Annotated in this window: 19 protein-coding genes and 1 pseudogene; all 20 read right to left on the minus strand. The window is 35.0% G+C overall.

What is annotated here, in order from left to right; genetic code table 11:
* Positions 1-91: 91 nt before the first annotated feature.
* Positions 92-1225 carry a DNA polymerase IV gene (gene dinB, locus BP17_RS09480; protein WP_035053836.1) on the minus strand — a complete coding sequence of 378 codons (1134 nt, stop codon included), beginning with the start codon at positions 1223-1225 and terminating at the stop codon, positions 92-94.
* Between the two features lie 444 nt (positions 1226-1669).
* Positions 1670-2581, minus strand: coding sequence for a metal ABC transporter permease (locus BP17_RS09485; protein WP_035053837.1), 912 nt, complete (start codon positions 2579-2581; stop codon positions 1670-1672).
* Positions 2582-2584: 3 nt separating this feature from the next.
* Positions 2585-3496 carry a metal ABC transporter permease gene (locus BP17_RS09490; RefSeq protein WP_035053838.1) on the minus strand — a complete coding sequence of 304 codons (912 nt, stop codon included), beginning with the start codon at positions 3494-3496 and terminating at the stop codon, positions 2585-2587.
* Entirely contained in the window at positions 3497-4267 is a 771-nt protein-coding gene (locus BP17_RS09495; RefSeq protein ID WP_035053840.1) for a metal ABC transporter ATP-binding protein, read from the minus strand. It lies immediately after the preceding gene.
* Positions 4268-4293: 26 nt separating this feature from the next.
* Positions 4294-5226, minus strand: a complete 933-nt coding sequence (locus BP17_RS09500) for a metal ABC transporter solute-binding protein, Zn/Mn family (RefSeq protein ID WP_035053842.1) — start codon at positions 5224-5226, stop codon at positions 4294-4296.
* A 14-nt stretch (positions 5227-5240) separates the two neighbouring features.
* Positions 5241-5888, minus strand: coding sequence for a metal-dependent transcriptional regulator (locus BP17_RS09505; RefSeq protein WP_035053844.1), 648 nt, complete (start codon positions 5886-5888; stop codon positions 5241-5243).
* Between the two features lie 153 nt (positions 5889-6041).
* On the minus strand, positions 6042-8666 hold the full coding sequence (gene adhE, locus BP17_RS09510) for a bifunctional acetaldehyde-CoA/alcohol dehydrogenase (protein WP_408605797.1): 2625 nt from the start codon (positions 8664-8666) through the stop codon (positions 6042-6044).
* A gap of 231 nt (positions 8667-8897) precedes the next feature.
* Positions 8898-9179, minus strand: a complete 282-nt coding sequence (locus tag BP17_RS09515; RefSeq protein WP_035053848.1) for a post-transcriptional regulator — start codon at positions 9177-9179, stop codon at positions 8898-8900.
* 167 nt (positions 9180-9346) lie between these two features.
* Complete coding sequence (yajC, locus tag BP17_RS09520) at positions 9347-9688, minus strand: preprotein translocase subunit YajC (RefSeq protein WP_035053851.1); 342 nt, start codon at positions 9686-9688, stop codon at positions 9347-9349.
* A 99-nt stretch (positions 9689-9787) separates the two neighbouring features.
* On the minus strand, positions 9788-10933 hold the full coding sequence (tgt, locus tag BP17_RS09525) for a tRNA guanosine(34) transglycosylase Tgt (RefSeq protein ID WP_035053854.1): 1146 nt from the start codon (positions 10931-10933) through the stop codon (positions 9788-9790).
* A gap of 72 nt (positions 10934-11005) precedes the next feature.
* On the minus strand, positions 11006-11602 hold the full coding sequence (locus BP17_RS09530) for a TetR/AcrR family transcriptional regulator (RefSeq protein ID WP_035053857.1): 597 nt from the start codon (positions 11600-11602) through the stop codon (positions 11006-11008).
* A 443-nt stretch (positions 11603-12045) separates the two neighbouring features.
* A pseudogene (locus BP17_RS13665) lies at positions 12046-12178 on the minus strand (S-adenosylmethionine:tRNA ribosyltransferase-isomerase); the annotation flags it as partial.
* Positions 12179-12247: 69 nt separating this feature from the next.
* Positions 12248-13261, minus strand: a complete 1014-nt coding sequence (gene ruvB / locus BP17_RS09535) for a Holliday junction branch migration DNA helicase RuvB (protein WP_035053859.1) — start codon at positions 13259-13261, stop codon at positions 12248-12250.
* A gap of 34 nt (positions 13262-13295) precedes the next feature.
* Positions 13296-13910 carry a Holliday junction branch migration protein RuvA gene (ruvA, locus tag BP17_RS09540; RefSeq protein ID WP_035053861.1) on the minus strand — a complete coding sequence of 205 codons (615 nt, stop codon included), beginning with the start codon at positions 13908-13910 and terminating at the stop codon, positions 13296-13298.
* Between the two features lie 191 nt (positions 13911-14101).
* Positions 14102-14539, minus strand: coding sequence for a peptide-methionine (R)-S-oxide reductase MsrB (gene msrB / locus BP17_RS09545; RefSeq protein ID WP_035053863.1), 438 nt, complete (start codon positions 14537-14539; stop codon positions 14102-14104).
* An 82-nt stretch (positions 14540-14621) separates the two neighbouring features.
* A complete protein-coding gene (mutL, locus tag BP17_RS09550) occupies positions 14622-16580 on the minus strand; it encodes a DNA mismatch repair endonuclease MutL (protein ID WP_035053865.1) in 1959 nt (652 codons plus the stop codon).
* Between the two features lie 28 nt (positions 16581-16608).
* Positions 16609-19233, minus strand: coding sequence for a DNA mismatch repair protein MutS (mutS, locus tag BP17_RS09555; RefSeq protein ID WP_035053868.1), 2625 nt, complete (start codon positions 19231-19233; stop codon positions 16609-16611).
* 55 nt (positions 19234-19288) lie between these two features.
* A complete protein-coding gene (locus BP17_RS09560) occupies positions 19289-20095 on the minus strand; it encodes a TIGR00282 family metallophosphoesterase (protein ID WP_035053870.1) in 807 nt (268 codons plus the stop codon).
* Positions 20096-20278: 183 nt separating this feature from the next.
* Positions 20279-21838 (minus strand): ribonuclease Y, encoded by a 1560-nt coding sequence (rny, locus tag BP17_RS09565; RefSeq protein ID WP_035053872.1) that lies wholly within the window; start codon positions 21836-21838, stop codon positions 20279-20281.
* Between the two features lie 289 nt (positions 21839-22127).
* On the minus strand, positions 22128-23174 hold the full coding sequence (recA, locus tag BP17_RS09570) for a recombinase RecA (protein WP_035053874.1): 1047 nt from the start codon (positions 23172-23174) through the stop codon (positions 22128-22130).
* Positions 23175-23180: the final 6 nt, after the last annotated feature.

The raw sequence follows: 23180 nt of genomic DNA on the forward strand, positions 1-23180 counted from the left end.
CCCTTTCATCGTCAAAATAAGGTAACACAGATACTATTTATTATACCGTTGAGAAAAAGAGATTGCAATTGATGGTGTTATGTAACACTATTTAATAACTAATCTCTTTGTCCCATAAAGGCAAAATAATATTTTCGTAAGCTAATGGATCCAAATTGGTGACTGTAATGCCTAATAATCGTATACCTCTATCCATTATTCCAATTTCATCCCAAAGATTTTGAGCATGAAAAAAGATTTCCTCACTATCTTTAACATAATTAGGCAATGTTATCCGTTTTGTCACCGTTTCAAAATTAGAATAGCGTACTTTTAACACGACCGTTTTTCCGTGCTTTTGATTCTTTTGAAGAGATAGTTGGACTTTATTTGCGATGAATCTTAATTCGCTTAAAGTTTCTTGTACTGTTGTCAGATTTTTGCCATAAGTCAATTCTCTACCAACCGATTTCCTTTCACGACTTACTTGAACTGGAGAATTATCTATTCCTCTAACTTTCCGGTAAAGAGAATATCCCATTCTTTTAAATTCTTGAATCAATTCCATTTCATTTTTTTGGTACAAGTCTTCCCCTGTATAAATAGCTGCTTCATGCATTTTCTCAACTGTCTTTTTCCCTACTCCATAAAATTTTTCAATGGGTAGCTCCCGTAGAAAAGCTAAGGCTTTATCAGGAGGAATAACTGTTATTCCAGCAGGTTTATGGTAATCAGAAGCAAGTTTAGCAATAAATTTATTGTATGATACTCCAGCTGAACTAGTTAAATGTACTTCTTGCCAGATATCTCTTTGAATGAGTTTAGCAATGTAAGTTGCACTTGATAATTTTTTTTTATTCTCAGTAACATCTAGGTAAGCCTCATCTAAAGAAAGTGGTTCAATAATATCCGTATATCTCTCAAATATCGCACGAACTTGTGCTGATACCTCTCGATATAACTCATAATGTCCAGAAATAAAATTTCCATGCGGACATAATTCAAATGCTTTTTGAGCGCTCATTGCAGAATGGACACCAAATTTACGAGCCTCGTAATTTGCTGTTGCGACAACTCCTTTTCCACCTGTTTCTTTTGGATGTCGAGCAATTATCACAGGTTTTCCTTTTAAATCTGGATTCTCTCGTTCTTCGACTGAGGCAAAAAAAGCGTCCATGTCAATGTGTATGATTTTCCTGGTTGTGTCTCTTTTTGGTTCATCAAATCTTACTACACCAATGTCCATCCTTTTCCACCTCCTTCACTCTATTATAAGGGAACACATATTCTGAATCAAGATTTCTAGTCAGTAAAGTTACAAATAGAGTTACCTCAAATTCATTTTAGAGCGTATCTAAACTTGGGCTCTAGAATTTTTGGTGTGCATAAATAATTCAATTAATGACTCATACAAAAATTCTGGCGGAATAGGGTTGCTTGTAGCCATGCATTGGATTCAATGCGAATTACAAACCGTTGGCGCTTTAGCAAGAATACGTTTTTATTTGAGGCTTGAAAGTCTGTAAGACCTTAGGCTTACAGACGGTACCATGGCTCCACAAGCAAACTCATACATTCCAGAAGAAGTTTTATCTTGAATCATCCATACCTTTTGACCTAGAGTCTAAATTTGTTAGTGAACACAAAGAAGAAGCTGAAGTAATTCTCTCAGCTCCTTCAAAAACAATTTTTAGTTTAAATGATTTTTCAATGCTTTTTTCAATATTTTCTGCTGTCTTTTTTTACGATGCAGTTCATTAATAAAGCCATTCTTGGGAGAAAACACAAAAATTATTGCAAATGTTAAACCAGTGACAACTGCAATCATACCCGCGATAGAGACATCAAAGTACATAGATAATTGAAAACCGATTAAGCTATTAAACGCTCCTAAAGCAGCACTAATTCCTAACATGTAACTTAATCGATTTGTCAAAAGATACGCTGAAACTGGAGGTCCCACCATAAAGGCTACTACTAGTATTGATCCAACTGCTTCAAAAGCCCCTACCGCTGTAACTGATACTAAAGACATCAATGCATAATGCAGTAAAATTGGTGAAAAACCTAATGATGCTGCTAACAAAGAGTCAAATGAGGTCAGTTTAAGTTCTTTATAGAAAAAACCAATAAACAGTAGCAGTATAACGAGTATAATAGACATTGAATACACTGCTTGTGGGCCAACATCAATTCCAAATAAAATCATTCGGTCGAAAGGAGCAAAAGCTAGTTCCCCCAATAACACTGAATCTGTATCTAAATGGACATCCCCAGCATAGCGGGTTATCAAAATAATGGCTATACTAAACAACAATGGGAAAATAATTCCAATAGAAGCATCTTTATCTAACAATTTTGTTTGATGGATCAATTCAGTCAACCAAACTGTAAGAATCCCTACAAATGCAGCACCTAAAATCAGAAACGGCGAATTTAAATCTTGGGTAATGAAGAAAGCTACAACAATGCCCAATAAAATCGTATGAGTGATGGCATCTGCCATCATAGCCATCCCACGTATTACTAGGAAGACACCTGGCAATGCACACGCAACAGCAACTAAAACGGCAATGAGCTGTATTTCAAAAACAGGGTTCATACTTTATCCGCCTTTCTTTAATTGAATCGAAAATTCTTTTTTACGTTGTTTAGTTTTGACCATTTTCCAAATAATTCCTCTACTTGGAGAGAACAGAATACTGACTAGCACAATTAAACTAATTACTAAGACAATTGTTGGGCCCGTTGGGATTTGTTGGCCTAATGAACTGATCATCGTTCCAACAATTCCGGAAACAGCCCCAAATAATGCTGCCAATCCGACCATAATAGATAAATGATTTGTCCATTGTCTGGCAGCTACAGCCGGTCCAATCAAAAGAGAACTCATCAAGATAACTCCAACTGATTGTAATCCCATTACGATAACAATTACCGTTAATGTCGCTAAAAGACTATTTAGCCAATAGACTGGTAGTCCAATACTAGTAGCAAATGTTTGATCAAAAGCCATTAATTTAAATTCTTTCCAGAAGACACCGACTAAAATTAAGAGCACTACGCCTACTAAGAACATAATTCTCACATCCCGCTCTAACAGAGTCGACGATTGTCCAAAAATAAAACTTTCCAAACCAGCTTGATTAGAGTTTGGACTTTTTTGGATAAAGGTCAGCAATACTAAACCAAAACCAAAGAAAATTGCCGTTGTCAGCGCTAATGCACTATCGAATTTAACTTTAGAATGTTTAACAATCACCATGATTAACCAAGTAGCAAGTAAACCTGAAATAAGCGCCCCAAGTAAAAGAATTTCCATTTGCTTATTCGAGGTAAGTATAAAAGCTAAACAGATACCTGGTAGCGCTGCATGGCTAACTGCATCTCCAAGTAAACTTTGTTTGCGTAAAACTGTAAAGCTTCCAATAACGCCACTCAACAAGCCTAAAATACTCGAACCAAAAACGACTACTTGAAAAGTATAATCAAAGAAAAGAGTACTCAGTACATCCATTTACTCTTCCTCCCATGGTTTTGTTTGACTTTGGCGATAAGTTTTAGCAATCAATTCTTTAGTAAAGGTTGTTTCAACTGGTCCATTTCCAATCAATTCACGATTGATTAAAACAACTTCATCAAAATATTCTGGAACAGTTTGTAAATCATGGTGAACAACGACGATTGTTTTCCCATCTGTTTTCAATTCCTTTAATAATTGAATAATAATTTTTTCGGTTTGGGCATCCACACCTTGAAAAGGTTCGTCCATTAAGTAGATTTCTGCTTCTTGAACTAATGCACGAGCTAAAAAGACACGCTGTCTTTGTCCACCAGATAATTGACTGATTTGTTTATTTTTAAAATCTGCCATACCTACTTTTATAAGCATCTCATTTGCTAAAGCTTTATCTCTCTTCTTAGGTCTTTTAAACCATCCTAAGTGACCATATCTTCCCATCACAACAACGTCTAAGACCGTTGTTGGAAAATCCCAGTCTACGCTTCCGTTTTGAGGTACATATGCAACTAAATTTTTATTTTTCCCATAATTTTCATCTTTAGTTTGCTCAAAAGTAAATTCAACTTCGCCAGCAACGGGCTTGATTAAATTGATTAATGATTTGATAAGTGTAGATTTACCGGCCCCATTTGGCCCAACAATTGCAGTCAATGTTCCTTTAGGGATACTAAAAGAAACATTCCACAACACTGGTTGAGCTTCATAAGCTACAGTTAATTGAGTTAATCGTATTGCAGTTTCTTTTTCTATTTGTTCAATTTCCATACGGTATGCACTCCAGTCTCTTTGATTTATTTTAACGCATCAACAATGGTATCTACATTAGACTTCACCGTTTTGATATAAGTTTCTGTATCATTTTCTTGATCTCCCAGCGAATCAGAATAAAGTTCTCCACCAATTTCAACATCAAAACCTTTTGCTTTTGTAGCTGCTTGCAAAGATTCGATAGTTCTTGTTGGAACAGAAGATTCAATAAAAATAGCTTTTATATCATTTTCTACAATAAAATCCGCTAATTGGCTAATATCTCCTGTTCCGGCTTCAGCTTTTGTATTTAATCCTTGAAGTCCAATAACGTTAAATCCATATCCTTTACCAAAGTAACTGAAAGCATCATGAGCTGTTACTAATATACGATTTTCTTCTGGTAATTCGTTTACTCGATTGGTTACATATAGATCTAACTCTTCTAACTCGAGCAAATATGCTTCTACGTTTGCTTGATAACTTATTTCATTTTCAGGATCCGCAGAAATCAACCCCTTTGATACTTCTACAGCTGCTTTTTGCCACAACTCAACATCAAACCAAATATGTGGGTCAATCGTTTTGCTGTTTCCCCCAGTGAAAATAACATCTTTTTCACTCAATCCATTTTCTAACGCTATAACTGTTTTTTTCTGTTTTTCAAGACCTTGGAATATTTCGCCCATCTTCCCTTCAAGCTCTAGTCCACTATAGGCTACTAAATCTGCAGACTGCATAAAAATAACATCTCTTGCACTTGCTTTATATAAATGGGGATCTACCCCAGCGGACATCAATCCGTTTACTTCAACATGTTCCCCACCTATTTCTTTTAATAAATCGGTTAACATAGTCGTTGTGGCTACAACTTGTAATTTATCCGAAGCCTGTTCTGAATCAAAATTATAACAACCAGCTAAAAAAATTAATGCAATAAGCAGTGCTCCGAAAAAAGTGCGCTTAATTGTGTCCATCTTTCTCCTACTTTCTATACTGATTCAATAAAAATATTTGTAGCTGCTTTGTAACTAACTACAAGTTGCTTACCTTCTGCTTCAAGCGTTATGGGTCCTTCATAAGCACCTATATCAATAATTTTATATCTATCGCCTATGTTGACATCCAATGAAGCTAAATAATCAAGTAGTTCTTTTTCATCGGCTACTCTTTTAATTTTAACCACATCATAAATTTCTTTATCTACTAAAGTCGAAAGAAATTTTTCATGAACAACTTCTTTCTCAGCTGGAATCATTCCTCCATGAGGACAAACTGTTGGGAAATCTAAGTACTTATCTAAATGTCTGGTTAATTCAATAGAAGTAACATGCTCTAACACCTCAGCTTCTTGGTGAACTTCATTCCATGCGTAACCTAAGTTATTTACTAAAAACACCTCCCAAAGTCGATGTTTCCTTACTAATGCACTTGCTTTTTGGAGCCCCTCCTCTGTTAAGTGGATACCTTTATAAGGAATATGTCCAACATATCCTTCTTTTAATAACTTAGTGATCATTTCACTTACAGAAGCCGCAGATACTTTAAGGCCAGAAACAAGTTGTTTGTTTGTTACTTTTTTAGTTGTTTCACCAAGTTCATAAACCATTTTTAAATAATCTTCTTTATTTGGTGTCATAATTTTCCCCTACCTTTTTAGGTTAACCTAACTTACGTTAAAAGTATACCTTAAAATAATGTTATTACAAGTATTTAATGCAAATTAATCAAATATTCAACACAAAAAAACGGAAACTAGGACCAAGTCTTAGTTTCCGTTTTTTATTTTCTATTAAATTTCTTCAAATGCTTCAATGATGATTTGTTTTAGTTCACTAATTAAAGGTTGTTTCGGATTTGCTGTTGTACATTGATCTTCAAAAGCTAATTCAGCTAAATGATCAACTGTATCATGTAATGTTTCAGAACTTAATCCTTGACCTTTCAAACTCATAGTAATTCCAACATCTTTACCTAAATTATTGATTTCTTGGACTAAAGATTCTACTAACTCTTCTGTAGTATTCCCTTTAAATCCCATAAATCTAGCTATTTCAGCATAATCTTCATGTGCGTGGAAGTATTCGTATTTTGGAAATAAAGCATGTTTTGCAGGATCTTTAGCATTATACCGAACGACATGAGGCAACAATATTGCATTAGTGCGTCCATGAGGAATATTATAAGCAGCTCCAATTTTATGAGCAATCGAATGGTTGATACCTAAGAACGCATTTGCAAATGCCATTCCAGCCATTGTTGACGCATTATGCATTTTTTCACGAGACTCTTCTGTAGCATATTCATAAGATGTGCGTAGATTTTCAAATACAAGTTTGACTGCTTGAAGGCTTAGACCTTTTGTGTAATCACTGGCCATAACGGAAACATATGATTCAATCGCATGCGTTAAAACATCCATCCCTGTATCAGCTGTTACAGATTTTGGCACACTCATCACAAACTGTGGATCGATTATTGCAACATCAGGAGTCAATGCATAGTCTGCTAATGGGTATTTCACATGAGTTTCACTATCTGTTATAACTGCAAATGGTGTAACTTCTGATCCTGTACCAGAGGTAGTTGGTATGCAGACAAATTGTGTTTTTGTTAGATTGGGAATCTTATACGTTCTTTTTCGAATATCTAAAAATTTCTGTTTAGCTCCAAAGAAAATCGTTTCAGGTTTTTCATAAAACAACCACATTCCTTTAGCAGCATCCATTGCTGAACCACCACCAATGGCAATAATGGTGTCTGGTTGGAAATGAATCATTGCTTCTGTTCCTGCTTTAACAGTATCAGTAGATGGATTTGGTTCAACATCTGAAAAGATTTCAACTTGAACTTTATTTTTTCGTTTCATTAACTCTTGTGTAACCTTATCTGCATAGCCAAATTTCACCATGCCTGGATCACATACTAGAAATACGCGTTCAATGTCTTCCATTTCTTGTAAATAAGCAAGAGAATTTTTTTCAAAATAAATTTTTGCTGGTAATTTAAACCACTGCATATTATTTCTCCGTTTCGCAATTGTTTTAATATTCATTAAGTTAATAGCTGTGACATTTTTAGAAATTGAGTTTTTCCCATACGATCCACAACCTAATGTTAATGAAGGAATCATGTTATTGTATAAGTCACCTATTCCTCCTTGAGCCGTTGGTGAGTTAACTAAAATACGACAAGCTTTCATTTCTTCCCCAAATTTTTCTGCTAGAGCATCATTTTGAGTATGAATCGCTGCTGAATGACCTAACCCACCTAATTCTAGCATTTGTTGAGAAAGTTCAAATGCATGTTTAGTAGAATCTGCTTTGATCATAGCTAGAACTGGAGATAGTTTTTCGCGAGATAATGGATAGTCAGCACCTACGCCGTTTAATTCTACGATAATCATTTTTGTTTCTTTGGGAATTTCTATACCCGCTAATGCGGCAATTTCATATGGAGATTGTCCTACGATTCCGGGATTAACAGCAATTTTTGCTTCATTCATTACAGCGTTTTCAAATTTTTCTAGTTCATTTGGTTTAGCAAAATAAATGTTATGTTGTTTGAATTCTTCTTTTATTTCAGTATAAATTTCTTTATCGACAATAATTGCTTGCTCTGAAGCACATATCATCCCATTATCAAATGTTTTTGAGGCAATAATATCATTTACTGCTCGTTTGATTTTAGCAGATTTCTCGATGTAGCTTGGAACATTTCCTGGTCCAACACCTAGTGCTGGTTTACCTGTTGAATAAGCCGCTTTAACCATTGCTGAACCTCCGGTTGCTAATACTACAGCAATTCCTGGATGTTGCATCAAGGCGCTGGTTGCTTCTAAAGAAGGTTTCTCGATCCATTGAATACAATTTTCTGGTGCTCCAGCTTTTATGGCTGCTTTTTTCAATGTATTTGCTGCAGCTATAGAACACTTTTGAGCACTTGGGTGAAAAGAGAAAATGATTGGGTTACGCGTTTTCAAAGCAATTAACGCTTTGAACATCGTTGTAGACGTTGGATTAGTAACCGGTGTGACCCCGCATACTACACCCACCGGAGTAGCTACTTCTATTAAATCTGTTTGGCTATCTCTACTAATGATCCCTACTGTTTTATTATCTTTTATTGAATTCCAAATTGATTCTGTTGCAAACATATTTTTGATACATTTATCTTCATAGATTCCTCTACCAGTTTCTTCTACTGCCATTTTAGCTAGAGGCATATGTTGGTCTAAACCTGCCATCGCCATTTGATGGACAATAAAATCAATTTTCTCTTGATCAAAAGTTTCTAGAATACCTAGAGCTTCTTTTCCTTGATTAACTAAAAGTTCAATATCATCAGCTACACTAGTTTGATTATTTAAACTATTTTTTTTACCAGTTTTAATTTTTCCCTTAGTATTAACTTCCATCATATTAATTCCTCCTAATATTGTTATCTAATTCACAATAAGCATACTCTAATTCCTTTTTTTTGTAAAGCACTAAATTGAATTTAATTAAAAAATATTTAAAACGCCTTTAAACAAAGGTTTAAAGGCGTTTTTTTATTGCAAATAATTAAATTCTATTTATAAAAACAAAATAATAAATTCACATAAAACAGTAAACAAAAGGAATCAGAATAATTCATCTGATTCCTTTTAAAATAAATCTTCTAAATTCATATCATCAAGCGATGTAACTTTGTAAACTTGTGCTTCTATTGCAGCATAGTCTAAGTAATGATTAGGCGTAGTCTTCATAATATCATTAATCTGTTGATAGTAATGAGCTGGGACATTTTTTTTCCAACACATATTTACAATATACTTCCATAGATCTTCTTCACCTATTTGATGATATCCCAACTGGTTAAACTCTTGAATTTTTAAATTTAACCAAGGCTCATACTTGGTATAGTAAGTAAAAGATTCATTAATCAAAAGCACACACTCCTTCCTTATTCGAAATACCTTATTTCCATTTTTTTGTAATTAATTGCTATAATATTCTAACCAAAAAATTAGTTTTTTAAATACCATTAAAACACTAAAAAGGATGCCGCCAGTTTTTTCTGATGGCATCCTTTTTAAGCAATTGATTATCAATATTAAAGGTCTTCGTCAACTTTTTCATCTGCTGTATGTGATGGAGTGTTTGTACCAAGATCTTTTACAGAATTTGAAACGTCTGTAGTTACTACACGAGCAATAGCTTTCTTTTCAAATGTTAAAAAGATTCCATCGCAATCTATTACAACAGTATTATTAGTAGTATTCACTTCATCAATAACGCCGTGTAACCCACCTATAGTAACGATTGAATTACCTTTTTTCATAGCGTCAAGCATATTTTGTGTTTTTGTAGCAGCCTTTTTTTGTGGACGGATCATCATAAAATACATCAAAGCCATAATCGCAATAAAAGGTAGAAAATTAAGAATTAATTCCATTTATTTCACTCCATTCTTCTTTAAAACATCTTTTCATTATATACTTTACCAAAAATTGTGTCTGATTGCTATCTCTTAACCGATAATCTTATAAAACCTTTAGAAATTTTTGGCATTTAATTTATTAAACCCATATTCTTCAAAGAAACTTTCTCTATATTCTAATAGATTATCATCCATAATGGCTTGTCTAACTTCTTTCATTACATTTAGCAAGAAATATAGATTGTGGTAACTTGTTAAACGCAGTCCAAATGTTTCACCTGATTTAATTAAGTGGCGTATGTACGCTCTCGAATAATTACGGCAAGTATAGCAATTACATTTAGCATCCAGTGGTCCAAAATCTCTTTCATACTGGGCATTTTTGATTACGACACGACCTTTACTCGTCATACATGTCCCATTACGAGCAATACGAGTAGGTAGTACACAATCAAACATATCTACTCCACGAATAACGCTATCAATCAAAGAGTCAGCTGTTCCAACTCCCATTAAATAACGTGGTTTGTCTTCTGGTATCAGCGGTATAGTGTATTCTAACACTTTATCCATACTTTCTTTAGGTTCTCCTACAGATAATCCTCCAATTGAATATCCAGGAAAATCCATTGATATCAAGTCTCGGGCGCTTTGTTGACGAAGTTCCTTGAACCCGGCACCTTGAATGATTCCAAATAATCCCTGGCTATTTGGTTTTGCGTGAGCATTTAACCCACGTTCCGCCCAACGGCTTGTCCGTTCAACTGATTTTTTCACATAATCAAAACTTTCATCAAAAGGCGGGCACTCATCAAAACTCATCATGATATCTGGACCCAATTTATTTTGAATATTGATTGCTTTTTCTGGGGACAAGAACATTTTAGAACCATTCAAATGGTTCCTAAAATGGACACCTTCTTCCTCAATTTTTCGCATATCACTTAATGAAAATACTTGGAATCCACCTGAATCCGTTAAAATGCCTTTATCCCAGTTCATAAACTTATGAAGTCCACCTGCTTCTTCTACGATATCTTCTCCTGGGCGTAACCACAAATGATACGTATTGCTTAAAATGATGCTTGCTCCCATTGACTCTAATTCTTCAGGTGCAATACTTTTAACCGTTGCTAACGTACCAACTGGCATAAACATAGGCGTTTGGAATGTTCCATGTGGAGTAATAATTTCTCCAAGCCTAGCTCCTGTATGCTTTTCTTTTTTTATTAATCGGTACTTGATTGCTGGTTCTGACATGTTTCTATTCCTACTTTCATTAAATTAAATTACTCATTTTCCTAACTGATTTCAAATTAAATTCAGTAGAAATTAGTTCACTGTTTTTAATATCAGCTCAATCACATCATCCAATTGGATCGTCATAGATTGTTCATCATCTGAATATTCTTTTCTGGCTTTATCAACTAGAAGGCTCATGATTGCACTATTAAATATAAAAACAATTGTCTCATACTGTTGATCAGTTAATGAACGATCATTTGAACAATCTTTTAATTTATTACATAGCTTCTGTTGAATATACTCTTGTCTATAGGTAAAAATGGTCTTTGTTTGTTCATTTCCTACCTCTTTAATTGTACCAATAACAATTTGACGATGTTTATCGAATATCTTTGCAATAAATTGTCCAGATTGCTTCATTAGATCTGTCGTATTATTAAAACTTTGAGAGAAAAACTCATCTACTTCTTTAGTGATTTGTTTAGTATGCTGCTTGAACGCCGTATCCATTAGAACTTGTTTGGATTGAAAATTTTTAAAGATAGTTGTCTCATTGACTTCGGCTTTTTGTGCAATCATTTTAGTTGTGGTACTTTTATATCCAACATGAGAAACTAAATCTAATGCTGCATCAATAATGCGTTGTTGCGTATTTGTTACTGCTTCCTCGTTTACGTTTTCCACTTACTTAAACCTCCAAATTCAACATCTTTTAAAACAAGTACGTGCTCACTAATACTACAGTTTATCACACTATTTTAAGAAAATAAAACTTTTTTTAAATTTCAAGTCACTTGATTGGTAAACGCTTTCTATAAATGGTATATTATAGGTGGATAGAGAGATGCTTATAGAAGTGAATTAGTCGAATTTCTTTAGTGTTTAGATTCAGAAAAAACATTTAAAATCAACATTCTGTTTTGAGTTACCAGATTCACTGTCCCAGATATTTGAAAAACGCTTCAGATTAGTAACAGTTTAAAAAAGTAGTAAAGAACCTGTATGTCGTTTTTAAAAGAAGTTCAAATCAAAAGTTTCGTTTTTTAACGATTCGCTGATTCACTCCTATCCTCTCTAAAAACCAATAGAAGTTGGCCTAAAAAGCCAACTTCTATTTTTTATTTTATTCAGATAAATAGAATATCTCTAATGCTAAAGAACCGATATTCTTCATCGCTAATATTGTTTAGTTAAATGGAAATCGGTTGAGAAAGCATCTACAATTTTAAATTTATAACCGGGAAAAATAAAGATATCTGTCTATTTCTAAAAGAAGTGACCATACCCTTATTTACTTTTTAATAACAACAATTCAATATGTCTGCCCGACTAGTCTGTGTAATTAATAGGATAACCTAAGTGAGTATAGCCTAAATGTGTTACGATTCTTCCACGCGGTGTTCGTTGAAGGAAGCCCGCTTGTAGTAAGAACGGTTCAACCATATCTTCAATTGTTTCAATTTCTTCTCCAATGTTAGCTGCAATCGTAGATAGGCCAACCGGTCCACCGTTATAATTTTCGATCATCGTTTTCAATAGTTTTTGATCAACAAAATCAAGTCCTTCTTGATCGATCCGCAACATCGCTAATGCTTCATCTGCTATTTCTTTTTTTATCATTCCATTAGATCGTACTTGCGCGTAATCTCTTACACGTTTTAATAAACGATTGGCTACACGAGGCGTTCCTCTTGAACGTCTAGCAATTTCAATTGCACCTGATTCGATTATCTCAGTATTAAAGATATCAGCTGAACGCAAAACAATATCGCTCAACTCCTCTACTGTGTAGTATTCCATGTGCGATACAATACCAAACCGATCTCTTAAGGGTGCAGATAATAGTCCAGCTCTTGTAGTTGCGCCCACAAGAGTAAATGGAGGCAATGGAAAATGAACTGGATGTGCAGTTGGCCCTTGTCCCACAATGATATCTACAAAATAATCTTCCATGGCAGAGTACAACATCTCTTCAACAAGTCTTGGCATTCGATGGATTTCATCAATAAAAAGAACATCTCCAGCTTCTAACTCACTCAATAAAGCAACTAAATCTCCAGCTTTCTCGATTGCAGGACCACTAGTCGTTCGTATAGCCACCTCCATTTCATTTGAAATAACCATTGCCATAGTTGTTTTTCCTAATCCAGGAGGACCGTAAAGCAAGACATGATCTAATGCTTCTTCGCGATTTTTCGCTGCTTCTATATAGATAGATAATTCTTTTTTTACTTTTTCTTGACCAATATATTCTTTTAAATAATGCGGACGCAAAGATTTTTCTAATGAAATTTCTTCTGTTGTACTGCTATCACCAGAAATAATACGTTCATCTAAATCCATTATTTTTCACCACTTTTCTTATTTGCTTGATTGCTTATTTTTTCATCAATAATCGCAAGGCTTCTCTTAAATAAGCATCTGTCGATTCTTTATTCAATTTACGGATTTGAGGTTCAATTTTTTTGATTTCTTTTGCACTGTACCCTAGAGCTTCTAAGGCTTCAATTGCTTCAGTGACATGACTATAATTAGTTGGCAAAACTAACTCTTGTTGATAGTCAGCCGTATTTTCAACATGAGTATGCGTTAAATCGGCTAATTTCCCTTTTAAATCTAATACAATTTGTGCGGCGGTCTTTTTACCCACTCCTGGAAATTTAGTTAAGTAAGCTGCATCTTCATTTTCAATTGCTTGTACTAAACCTTGATGATTATCATTTGCTAAAATAGCCAAACCACTTTTTGGACCTATTCCTGAAACACTAAGCAATTTTAAATACAATTGTTTTTCATCGTAATCTTTGAAACCGTATAGCGTAATGGCGTCTTCTCGAACTGCTTGATGAATATAAATGGTTACTTCCTCATTTAATTTATTTGAAAAACGGAAAGGATTAGCAATAAATAATTGATACCCTATTCCATTTGTTTCAAGGACAATGTAAGCAGGATTAATAAATACCACTATTCCTTTAATGTATTCATACATATTATTTTCTCCATTCACTCATTCTATCATTTTACTAGGCGGAAAAAGGCACACCTGTTCGCTTTTCATTTTACCACATTTGCCTAATAAAAAGGAGTTGCTTCCAAAAAAAAGACTATGTAAAAAAACAATAAGCACTCTTTAGCTAGTCAAACAGCTAAAGAGTGCTTATCAAATTTCACAAAAATAAATCATGCAAATAATTTATGGTAACTGCTATAACCTTCTTCGTCTAACTTATCAACCGGCACAAATCTTAATGCTGCTGAATTGATACAGTAACGTAGACCACCTTTAGCTTGAGGACCATCTGTAAAAATATGTCCTAGATGAGAGTCTGATTCTGAGCTTCTTACCTCAGTACGGCGCATGCCAAATTTGGTATCCATTTTTTCGATAACTTCTTTTTCTTCTATCGGTTTTGTAAAAGACGGCCAACCGCACCCTGCATCATACTTATCGTTTGAAGAAAATAGTGGTTTTCCACTTACAACATCTACAAAAATACCATCCTCATAAAAATCATCATATTCTCCTGTAAATGGACGTTCAGTAGCTGCATTTTGAGTTACTTCAAATTGAATATCTGTAAGTTTATTTTTCAATTCTTTTTTATCATAGCTAGTCATGAAAATCCTCCTTTTTGTATCTATCATATATTTTACACTTTTTGTTATGTTGCTTCAATTTATTGAATCTCATTTAAGAAATTCAATGCGGATCTTGTATCCGTTTGAACATTTTCTCCATATCTTTATTGGTGAAATTGATTACTACAGGTCTCCCATGTGGACAATTATAAGGATTTTCCGTCATTTTCAAATCTTTTAGCAATGCTCTAGCTTCTGCATCATTAAGATAATGATTTGCTTTGATTGAGCCTTTGCAACTCATCATTATGGCTGCTGCTTCTCTAAATTTAGCAACGCTCACACTTCCATGATCCAATAGCATATCAATCATCTCGCTTACAATCATTTCTTCTTCACCTTGATTGAACCATACCGGATGACTTCTCAACAAGAAACTGTTTTGGCCAAACGGTTCTAAAAAGATACCAACCATTTCTAATGCATCATTATTCTCTTTAATTTTGATGGCATCGCTATTTGGATAATCCAACATAATAGGCACCAATAGATCTTGCAAGTCAGTGCTGACTTCACCAATCTTTTTTCGGAAATACTCATATTTTATCCGTTCTTGAGCAGCATGCTGATCCAAAATATACAATCCCTTTTCATTTTGAGCGAATAAATAAGTACCATGCATTTGACCAACATATTCCAAAGTGGGAAATTGATCAATCGATTCCTTAGTAGAAGCTTGTTTCTTCATTAATTTATCTGCTGTTTTTAAAGGAGACTCTTGATGCTGATCGTACAGTTCACTAACCCTCTTGTCATAACTATCACTGGTCTTATTTTCTTCTAGTACATCTATATCGATACTTTCTTGCTCTTTTTCAATTTCATGACCCGTTTCACTTCCAAAGGAAGTCGGCTGGTAATGTGGCAAATCGGATTTGGGTGATATATAAAATTTTTCAGATTCCTTTATTTCGTTGTTTTCATTTTCAAAAATTCTTTCTTGTTGAAGTTCAAATGTTGTTTGCTCATTTTCTTCCATAGGTAAATCTATTTTCTTTTTAAATGACAAATTTTCTAGCCCATCTGGAATCAATTGTTCTTTACTTAAACAATCCTGAATGGCTGATTCTACCAATTGCATCAATTCTTTTTCTTTGCTGATTCGGACTTCTTGCTTTGTCGGATGAACATTTACATCCAATAGCAATGGATCCATATCAATTTCAATTGCAACAACTGGGTAACGTCCAACCATTAATTTAGAACGATAACCTGCGATAATAGCTTTATTTATCAAATAATTTTTGATGTAGCGTCCATTGATAATAATTGAAATATAGTTTCGGCTGGCTCTTGTAAGTTCTGGCAAAGATATGAATCCAGATACTTTAAAATCTAAATCTTCTTTTTTTATTTCTCTCATTTTTTTGGCCGTAGCTACCCCATAAATGCCAGCAAGCGTCTGTTTCAAATCACCATTGCCAGCTGTTCTTAAAAGCTGATTGCCATCATTAATTAAACGAAAAGCAATTTTCGGGTGACTAATAGCCAGTCGATTTACAATGTCTGTTACATTCGATAGTTCTGCTTGTAAACTTTTTACGTATTTCAAACGTGCGGGTGTGTTAAAAAAAAGATTCTCAACCGTAATCTTACTGCCTTTTCGTGCTTCATTCGATCTTTCCTCAACAATTTTACCGCCTTTCAAAGAAAGGTACGTTCCGCGTTCGCCACCGGTTGACGTTTCCAAAGCAACTTCTGAAACAGAGGCGATACTGGGCAGAGCCTCGCCACGAAACCCAAGTGTTCGGATTCGGAAGAGATCATCTCGCGAATAAATTTTACTAGTTGCATGCCGCTTAAAGGCATTTTGAACTTCTTCTGGTTCGATGCCTATTCCGTTATCAATGACCTGTACTTTTTTTAATCCAGCTTCTTCGATAAGAATGTCAATCTGGCTGCTTTCTGCATCAATTGCATTTTCAATCAATTCTTTTACAACTGAAGCTGGGCGTTCGATTACCTCTCCAGCGGCAATTTGATTAGCTAATACATCTGAAAGTTCTTGAATTTTTGCCATCTATTCCATTCCTTTCCACTAACTAAGATTAATTCAATTTTTGCTGCCACTCATTAATACAATTCAATGCATCTAAAGGTGTCATGGTTGATAAGTTCATTTTCCGAACAGCTTGAACAACTTCAGTTTCAGAATTTTCCAGAAGCCCAAATAAAGAAAGTTGATTATCATCCATCACCTTAGTTTCTTTCTTTTCAGAAGTCTTGTTTGGAATTTGAGCCTCTTGAACCGAATCAATTTGAGTGGACTGATTTAAGACAATTTCCTCTTTTTGTTCCAACTGCTCTAAAATCACTGTTGCACGTGACAGCAATTCGTCTGGGAGACCTGCCAGTTTGGCAACTTGTATCCCATAGCTTTTATCTGCAGGACCTGGGAGCATTTTGTGTAAAAAAACTAACTCTCCTTCTTCTTCTACCGCACCAACATGAACATTTTTTAAGCGAGGCAATCGTTCATCTAGAACCGTTAGTTCATGGTAATGGGTTGAGAACAACGTTTTTGCATGAACTTTTTCATGAATGTATTCAATAATGGCTTCTGCTAATGCCATACCATCATAGGTTGCTGTACCGCGACCGATTTCGTCAAATAGAATCAGACTATTTTTTGATGCATACCGCAAAGCCTCATTCGCTTCCATCATTTCCACCATAAAAGTACTTTGTCCGGCAATCAAATCATCTGCTGCACCAATACGTGTGAAAATTTGATCGAATATCGGCATATTTGCCTTATCAGCAGGGACAAAACAACCCATCTGAGCCATTATGACCGTCAAGGCTAGTTGCCTCATATACGTACTTTTACCAGACATGTTAGGTCCTGTAATAAGTAAAATCTCTTTTTCTTGATCCATTTCAACACTGTTTGGTACATACGTTTGTTGACCTAGTACTTTTTCAACAACCGGATGCCGTCCTTCTAGTAAGCTAATTTCCTGGCTATCAGCTGCCATGATAGGACGAGTATAGTGGTATTTTTCACTTATGGTTGCAAAACTTTGTAATACATCAATAGCCGCGACTGTTTTGGCTAATTTTTGCAATCGTTCAATATACTGTTTAATCGTTTCTCTAACTTCCGTAAATAAAGTGTACTCTAAAAGCATCGACTTTTCTTCGGCTTCCAATATTAAAATTTCCTTTTCTTTTAAAGCTGGCGTAATAAATCGTTCAGCATTAGCTAGCGTTTGTTTTCGCTCATAACGCCCTTCAGGTAAATGAATAAGATTTGATTTAGTGATTTCAATATAATAGCCAAAAATACGGTTGTATCCGATTTTTAGGTTTTTAATTCCGGTTGCTGCTTTTTCTTCTGCTTCTAACTGAGCGATCCACTTTTTCCCATTCCGCATAGCATCACGATAAGTATCCAGCGTTTCATTGAAACCATCTTTAATGATCCCGCCATCTTTTATAGAAAGAGGCGCTTCTTCTGCTATTGCTTGATCAATTAAATCAACGACTTCAGGAACTTGATCTAATTCGGTGATAAATTGATCCCACTCGCCTTTGTTCATTAGCTGTATGATCTCAACTAGTTGGGGAATTTGACGCAATGATGTCTGGAGTTGAATTAAATCACGCCCATTAACATTGCCAAATGCAACCCTACCAGCTAACCGTTCTAAATCGTATACTCTAGTCAAAGCTTCATTTAAATCGGTTCGTTCAAAAAAATGATTGATCAAACTTTCAACAATGTTTTGTCTCATAGAAATCTGTTGTTCTTGGATAAGAGGCCGATCAATCCACTGCTTTAGCAGTCTTCCTCCCATAGCTGTTTTGGTTTCATCTAATAACCACAATAGCGTTCCTTTTTTTTGTCCTGTACGAATCGAAGAGACCAATTCTAAATTATGCTTAGAATAATGATCCATTTTCAAATAATTAGCAGGAGAGTAAACTTCTACTTTTTGAAGATGGCCTAGATTTCTTTTCTGAGTAACAAATAAATAGGACAACAATAGTTTTACAACATTGATCAATTCACTATTTTCTATCTCATTCGTTAAATAAGAAAACTCTGCACTTTCAATTATTTCTTTTTGCGTTGATACCATGATTCCTAATGTTGTTTTTAATTTCGCTTGTACTTCTACTTCCCTTGCTTCTTTAAAAACAACTTCTTTTGTTTTCAAACTCATCAATTCGCTCATCACAGATTCTAATGAATTTAGCTTTGTTGTTTTTAATTCCCCAGTGCTTAAATCAGCATACGCTAAATAATAACCACCTGTTTCTGTACTCATCAAGGCTGCTAAGTAATTATTTGTTTTAGCATCCATTGATTTAATATCCATAGCCGTACCTGGTGTAATCAATTGGACGACTTCTCTTTTCACCATACCTTTAGCTGTTTTTGGATCCTCAACTTGTTCACAAATAGCTACTTTGTATCCTTTTTCGATTAAATTATCAATATAGCCTTTAGCCGCATGATAAGGTACACCACACATCGGAATTGGCTCATCTGCATTGCGATTGCGACTTGTCAATGTTACTTCTAAAAGTTGTGAGGCTTTAATAGCATCTTCATTAAACAGCTCATAAAAATCTCCCAAGCGATAAAATAAAAAAGCATCTGGGTAGTTTGCTTTTATTCCTAGATACTGTTCCATCATAGGCGTTTGTTTTGTTTTTTGTGGCATGTTTTTCGCCCCTTTTTGATTATTTATTGTTCAGCAAACATTCATTTCGACTAATTTACTCAAATCCACCATTGAATGGATGATCGTCATTGATAACAATATTTTCAATTTTTTTAGCTTCGCCAGTAACATCATCAAGTTCAATAAAACAACCCGAAAGAATTTTCCGACCTTCTTTAGGCACTTCAAATCGTGTTGGCATTTGGGTCAAAAATCTTCTAAGTACAGCATCGCGATCCATTCCTAACGCTCCATCATAAGGACCCGTCATTCCAGCATCTGTCAAATAAGCTGTCCCATTTGGTAAAATACGTGCATCATTCGTTTGTACATGAGTATGGGTTCCAACTACTGCAGATACTCTGCCATCTAAATACCATCCCATTGATTGTTTTTCACTTGTTGTTTCTGCATGAAAATCAACAAAAATCAAAGGTGTCCGTTGTAATGCTTCGTCTACCAGTTCATCAGCTTTTCTGAAAGGGTCGTCAACATCTGTCATAAAAACACGACCATGTAAGTTTATAACGGCCAATTCAAGTTGATTGACTTTTATATAAGAAATTCCTTTACCTGGTGTTCCTTCAGGATAATTAGCTGGGCGAATCATTTTTTTAGCATCATCAATAAATTCAAAAATATCTCGGTTATCCCATGTATGATTTCCCATCGTTACAATATCAACACCATCTTGTAAAAAACCTTTATAAATTTTTTCTGTTATTCCACGGCCTGAAGCTGCATTTTCACCATTTAAAATGGTTACTTGCGGCTTATACATCTTTTTCAGCTTAGGTAAATAATCATGAACCATTTCGCGACCCATTGAACCGACAACATCTCCAATAAATAATAATTTCATTCAATTATTCCTCTTCTCTTTTTCATCTTCTATATTTTAACAATAAATTGCCTAAAATAAAAGCTGACCCCTTAGTTTTATTCTTAATCTTTCTTAAATTAGAAATGATTTTTAAAAATCATAATAGAAAAACCGATACGAGCCAGATTCATCTTTGGCTTGTATCGGTTGGTTTAACTAATTCTATTTCGCATATTCAATCGTTCTTATTTCACGAATAACGGTTATCTTAATATGCCCAGGATAATCCAGTTCGCTTTCGATGCGTTTTCTAACGTCACGTGCAAGCTTACTTGCTGCTAAATCATCTAATTTCTCAGGTTTAACCATAATTCGGATTTCGCGACCTGCTTGTATAGCAAAACTTTGTTCAACCCCTTCAAAATCATTAGAAATACTTTCTAATTTTTCAAGACGATGAATATAATTTTCAAGTGATTCGCTTCTTGCGCCCGGACGTGCTGCAGATATTGCATCAGACGAAGCTACTAGAACAGAGATGACAGATGTTGCTGCTACATCACCATGATGTGAAGCAATTGAGTTCACAACTGTTTCATTTTCTTTATACTTCATCGCAATTTCTGCACCAATTTCAACATGGGATCCTTCAACTTCATGATCTAATGCTTTACCAATGTCATGGAGTAAACCAGCACGTTTAGCTAATGTAACGTCTTCTCCTAATTCAGAAGCCATCACACCTGCTAATTTCGCAACTTCAATAGAATGGCTTAACACGTTTTGACCATAACTTGTTCTAAATTTTAGACGTCCTAAAATTTTGATCAAGTCTGGATGTAACGAATGCACACCTACATCAAAAGTAGCTTGTTCGCCAATTTCTCTAATTCTTTCATCCATTTCTTTACGTGATTTTTCTACCATCTCTTCAATTCGAGCTGGATGAATCCGTCCATCTTGGATTAATTTTTCAAGAGTCATTCGAGCAATTTCACGACGAATTGGGTCAAATCCACTAAGAACAACTGCTTCTGGCGTATCATCTATAATTAGATCCATACCGGTCAGCGTTTCTAGTGCTCTGATATTTCGTCCTTCACGTCCTATGATGCGCCCTTTCATTTCATCATTAGGCAACGTCACAACGGAAACCGTTGTCTCTGAAACCTGATCAGCTGCGGAGCGTTGAATAGCTAACGCAATTAAGTTTTTAGCTTTACGATCAGCCTCTTCTTTTGCTTTTTGTTCAGAATCTTTCACCATAACAGCTACTTCATGAGACAATTCATTTTCTGTTTCTTGCAAAATCAATTGTCTTGCTTCTTCTCGTGACAAAGCCGCTACTCGTTCCAATTCGCTTTCTTGTTGTTTCACCAATTCAATGGCTTTCTTCTCTATATCGTCAACATTCAGTTGTCTAGAACTTAATTTTGCTTCATTAGCCTCAAGTGATTGTTCACGCTTTTCTAAGCTATCGTTTTTGCGATCAATATTATCTTCGCGTTGCAGCAAACGATTTTCCTGTCTTAGAACTTCGTTTCTTCTCTCTTTTAGCTCTGCTTCAATTTCAGTTCGATATTTATGGCTTTCATCCTTCGCTTCTAACATCGCTTCCTTTTTCATGGTTTCTGCTTCTCTTTTTGCTTCTTCCAATATTCCAGTTGCAGTGTTTCTAGCACCAGCTAGCTCTTTTTCATGGGTTGCTTTGCGGACGAGATATCCAACAATAAGACCGACAACTAAAGTAACGATAGCGAAGGTAACACTTCTAAAATCCATTCTTCCACCTCCGTATCATCTATTTAATTTGTCATTTATTATTTATCCATTATTTGGTAGATTATGAATAGCTTTATACCAATAAAACCTACCCGATATCTAATTGTAAAGTAATAGATAAGTTAATTTTAATTGTAGTGACGAGACATGTCAACTTAAATAATGGTTTTGTAGCCCTTTCATAAACTTTCATTGAGTTGAGTTGATTTATTTATGCGTCCCTTTTCGTTCATCTTGAGCGGAAAAAATTAAAAAACCAACAAGCATAACGCTTATTGGTTTTTTTCCTTTAATCTTTTGAAGAATCATCTTCAGGTTTTTCTACTTCTGGTTCTTCAGTTCCTAATTCTCCAAAACCATAAGCAGCACGAACTTTTTTCTCAACTTCAGCTCTTAATTCAGGATTTTCCTTGAAGAATTTTTTGACGTTTTCACGACCTTGACCAATACGTTCGCCATTATAAGAGTACCATGCACCAGATTTATCAATAATATCTTTATCAGAACCCATGTCTACTAGTTCTCCAACTTGAGATATACCTTCTCCGTACATGATGTCTACTTCAGCAACTCTAAATGGCGGAGCAACTTTATTTTTCACAACTTTAATTTTTGTGCGGTTACCCATGATTTCTGTACCTTGTTTAATTTGTTCAGCTCTTCTAACTTCCAAACGAATCGTAGCATAAAATTTCAAAGCACGACCACCCGGTGTAATTTCTGGATTACCAAACATTACGCCAACTTTTTCACGAATTTGGTTTATGAATAACGCAATTGTTTTTGTTTTATTGATTGATCCAGATAATTTACGTAAAGCTTGAGACATCAAACGAGCTTGTAACCCTACGTGAGAGTCTCCCATTTCTCCTTCGATTTCTGCACGTGGTACTAACGCAGCTACTGAATCAATTACAACAATATCTACTGCCCCACTGGAAACCAAAGCATCTGCAATTTCTAAGCCTTGTTCACCTGTATCAGGTTGAGATAATAGTAATTCATCAATGTCTACGCCAAGAGCAGCTGCGTATTTTGGATCCAAAGCATTTTCAGCATCAATAAATGCAGCAATTCCGCCTTGTTTTTGAACTTCAGCAACAGCGTGCAATGCCACTGTTGTTTTACCTGAACTTTCAGGACCATATACTTCAATAATTCTTCCTCTTGGAAAGCCACCCACACCTAAAGCTACATCTAATGCTAATGAGCCACTAGGAATTGTTGAAATACGTGTGTCTATTTTTTCTCCTAATCTCATAACGGAACCTTTACCAAAGTTTTTTTCGATTTTTTTTAATGCTGCGTCTAATGCTTGTTTACGATCGTCTGCCATTAATTA

It is taken from the genome of Carnobacterium pleistocenium FTR1 (assembly GCF_000744285.1).
In the GTDB taxonomy this organism is placed as follows: Bacteria; Bacillota; Bacilli; order Lactobacillales; family Carnobacteriaceae; genus Carnobacterium_B; species Carnobacterium_B pleistocenium.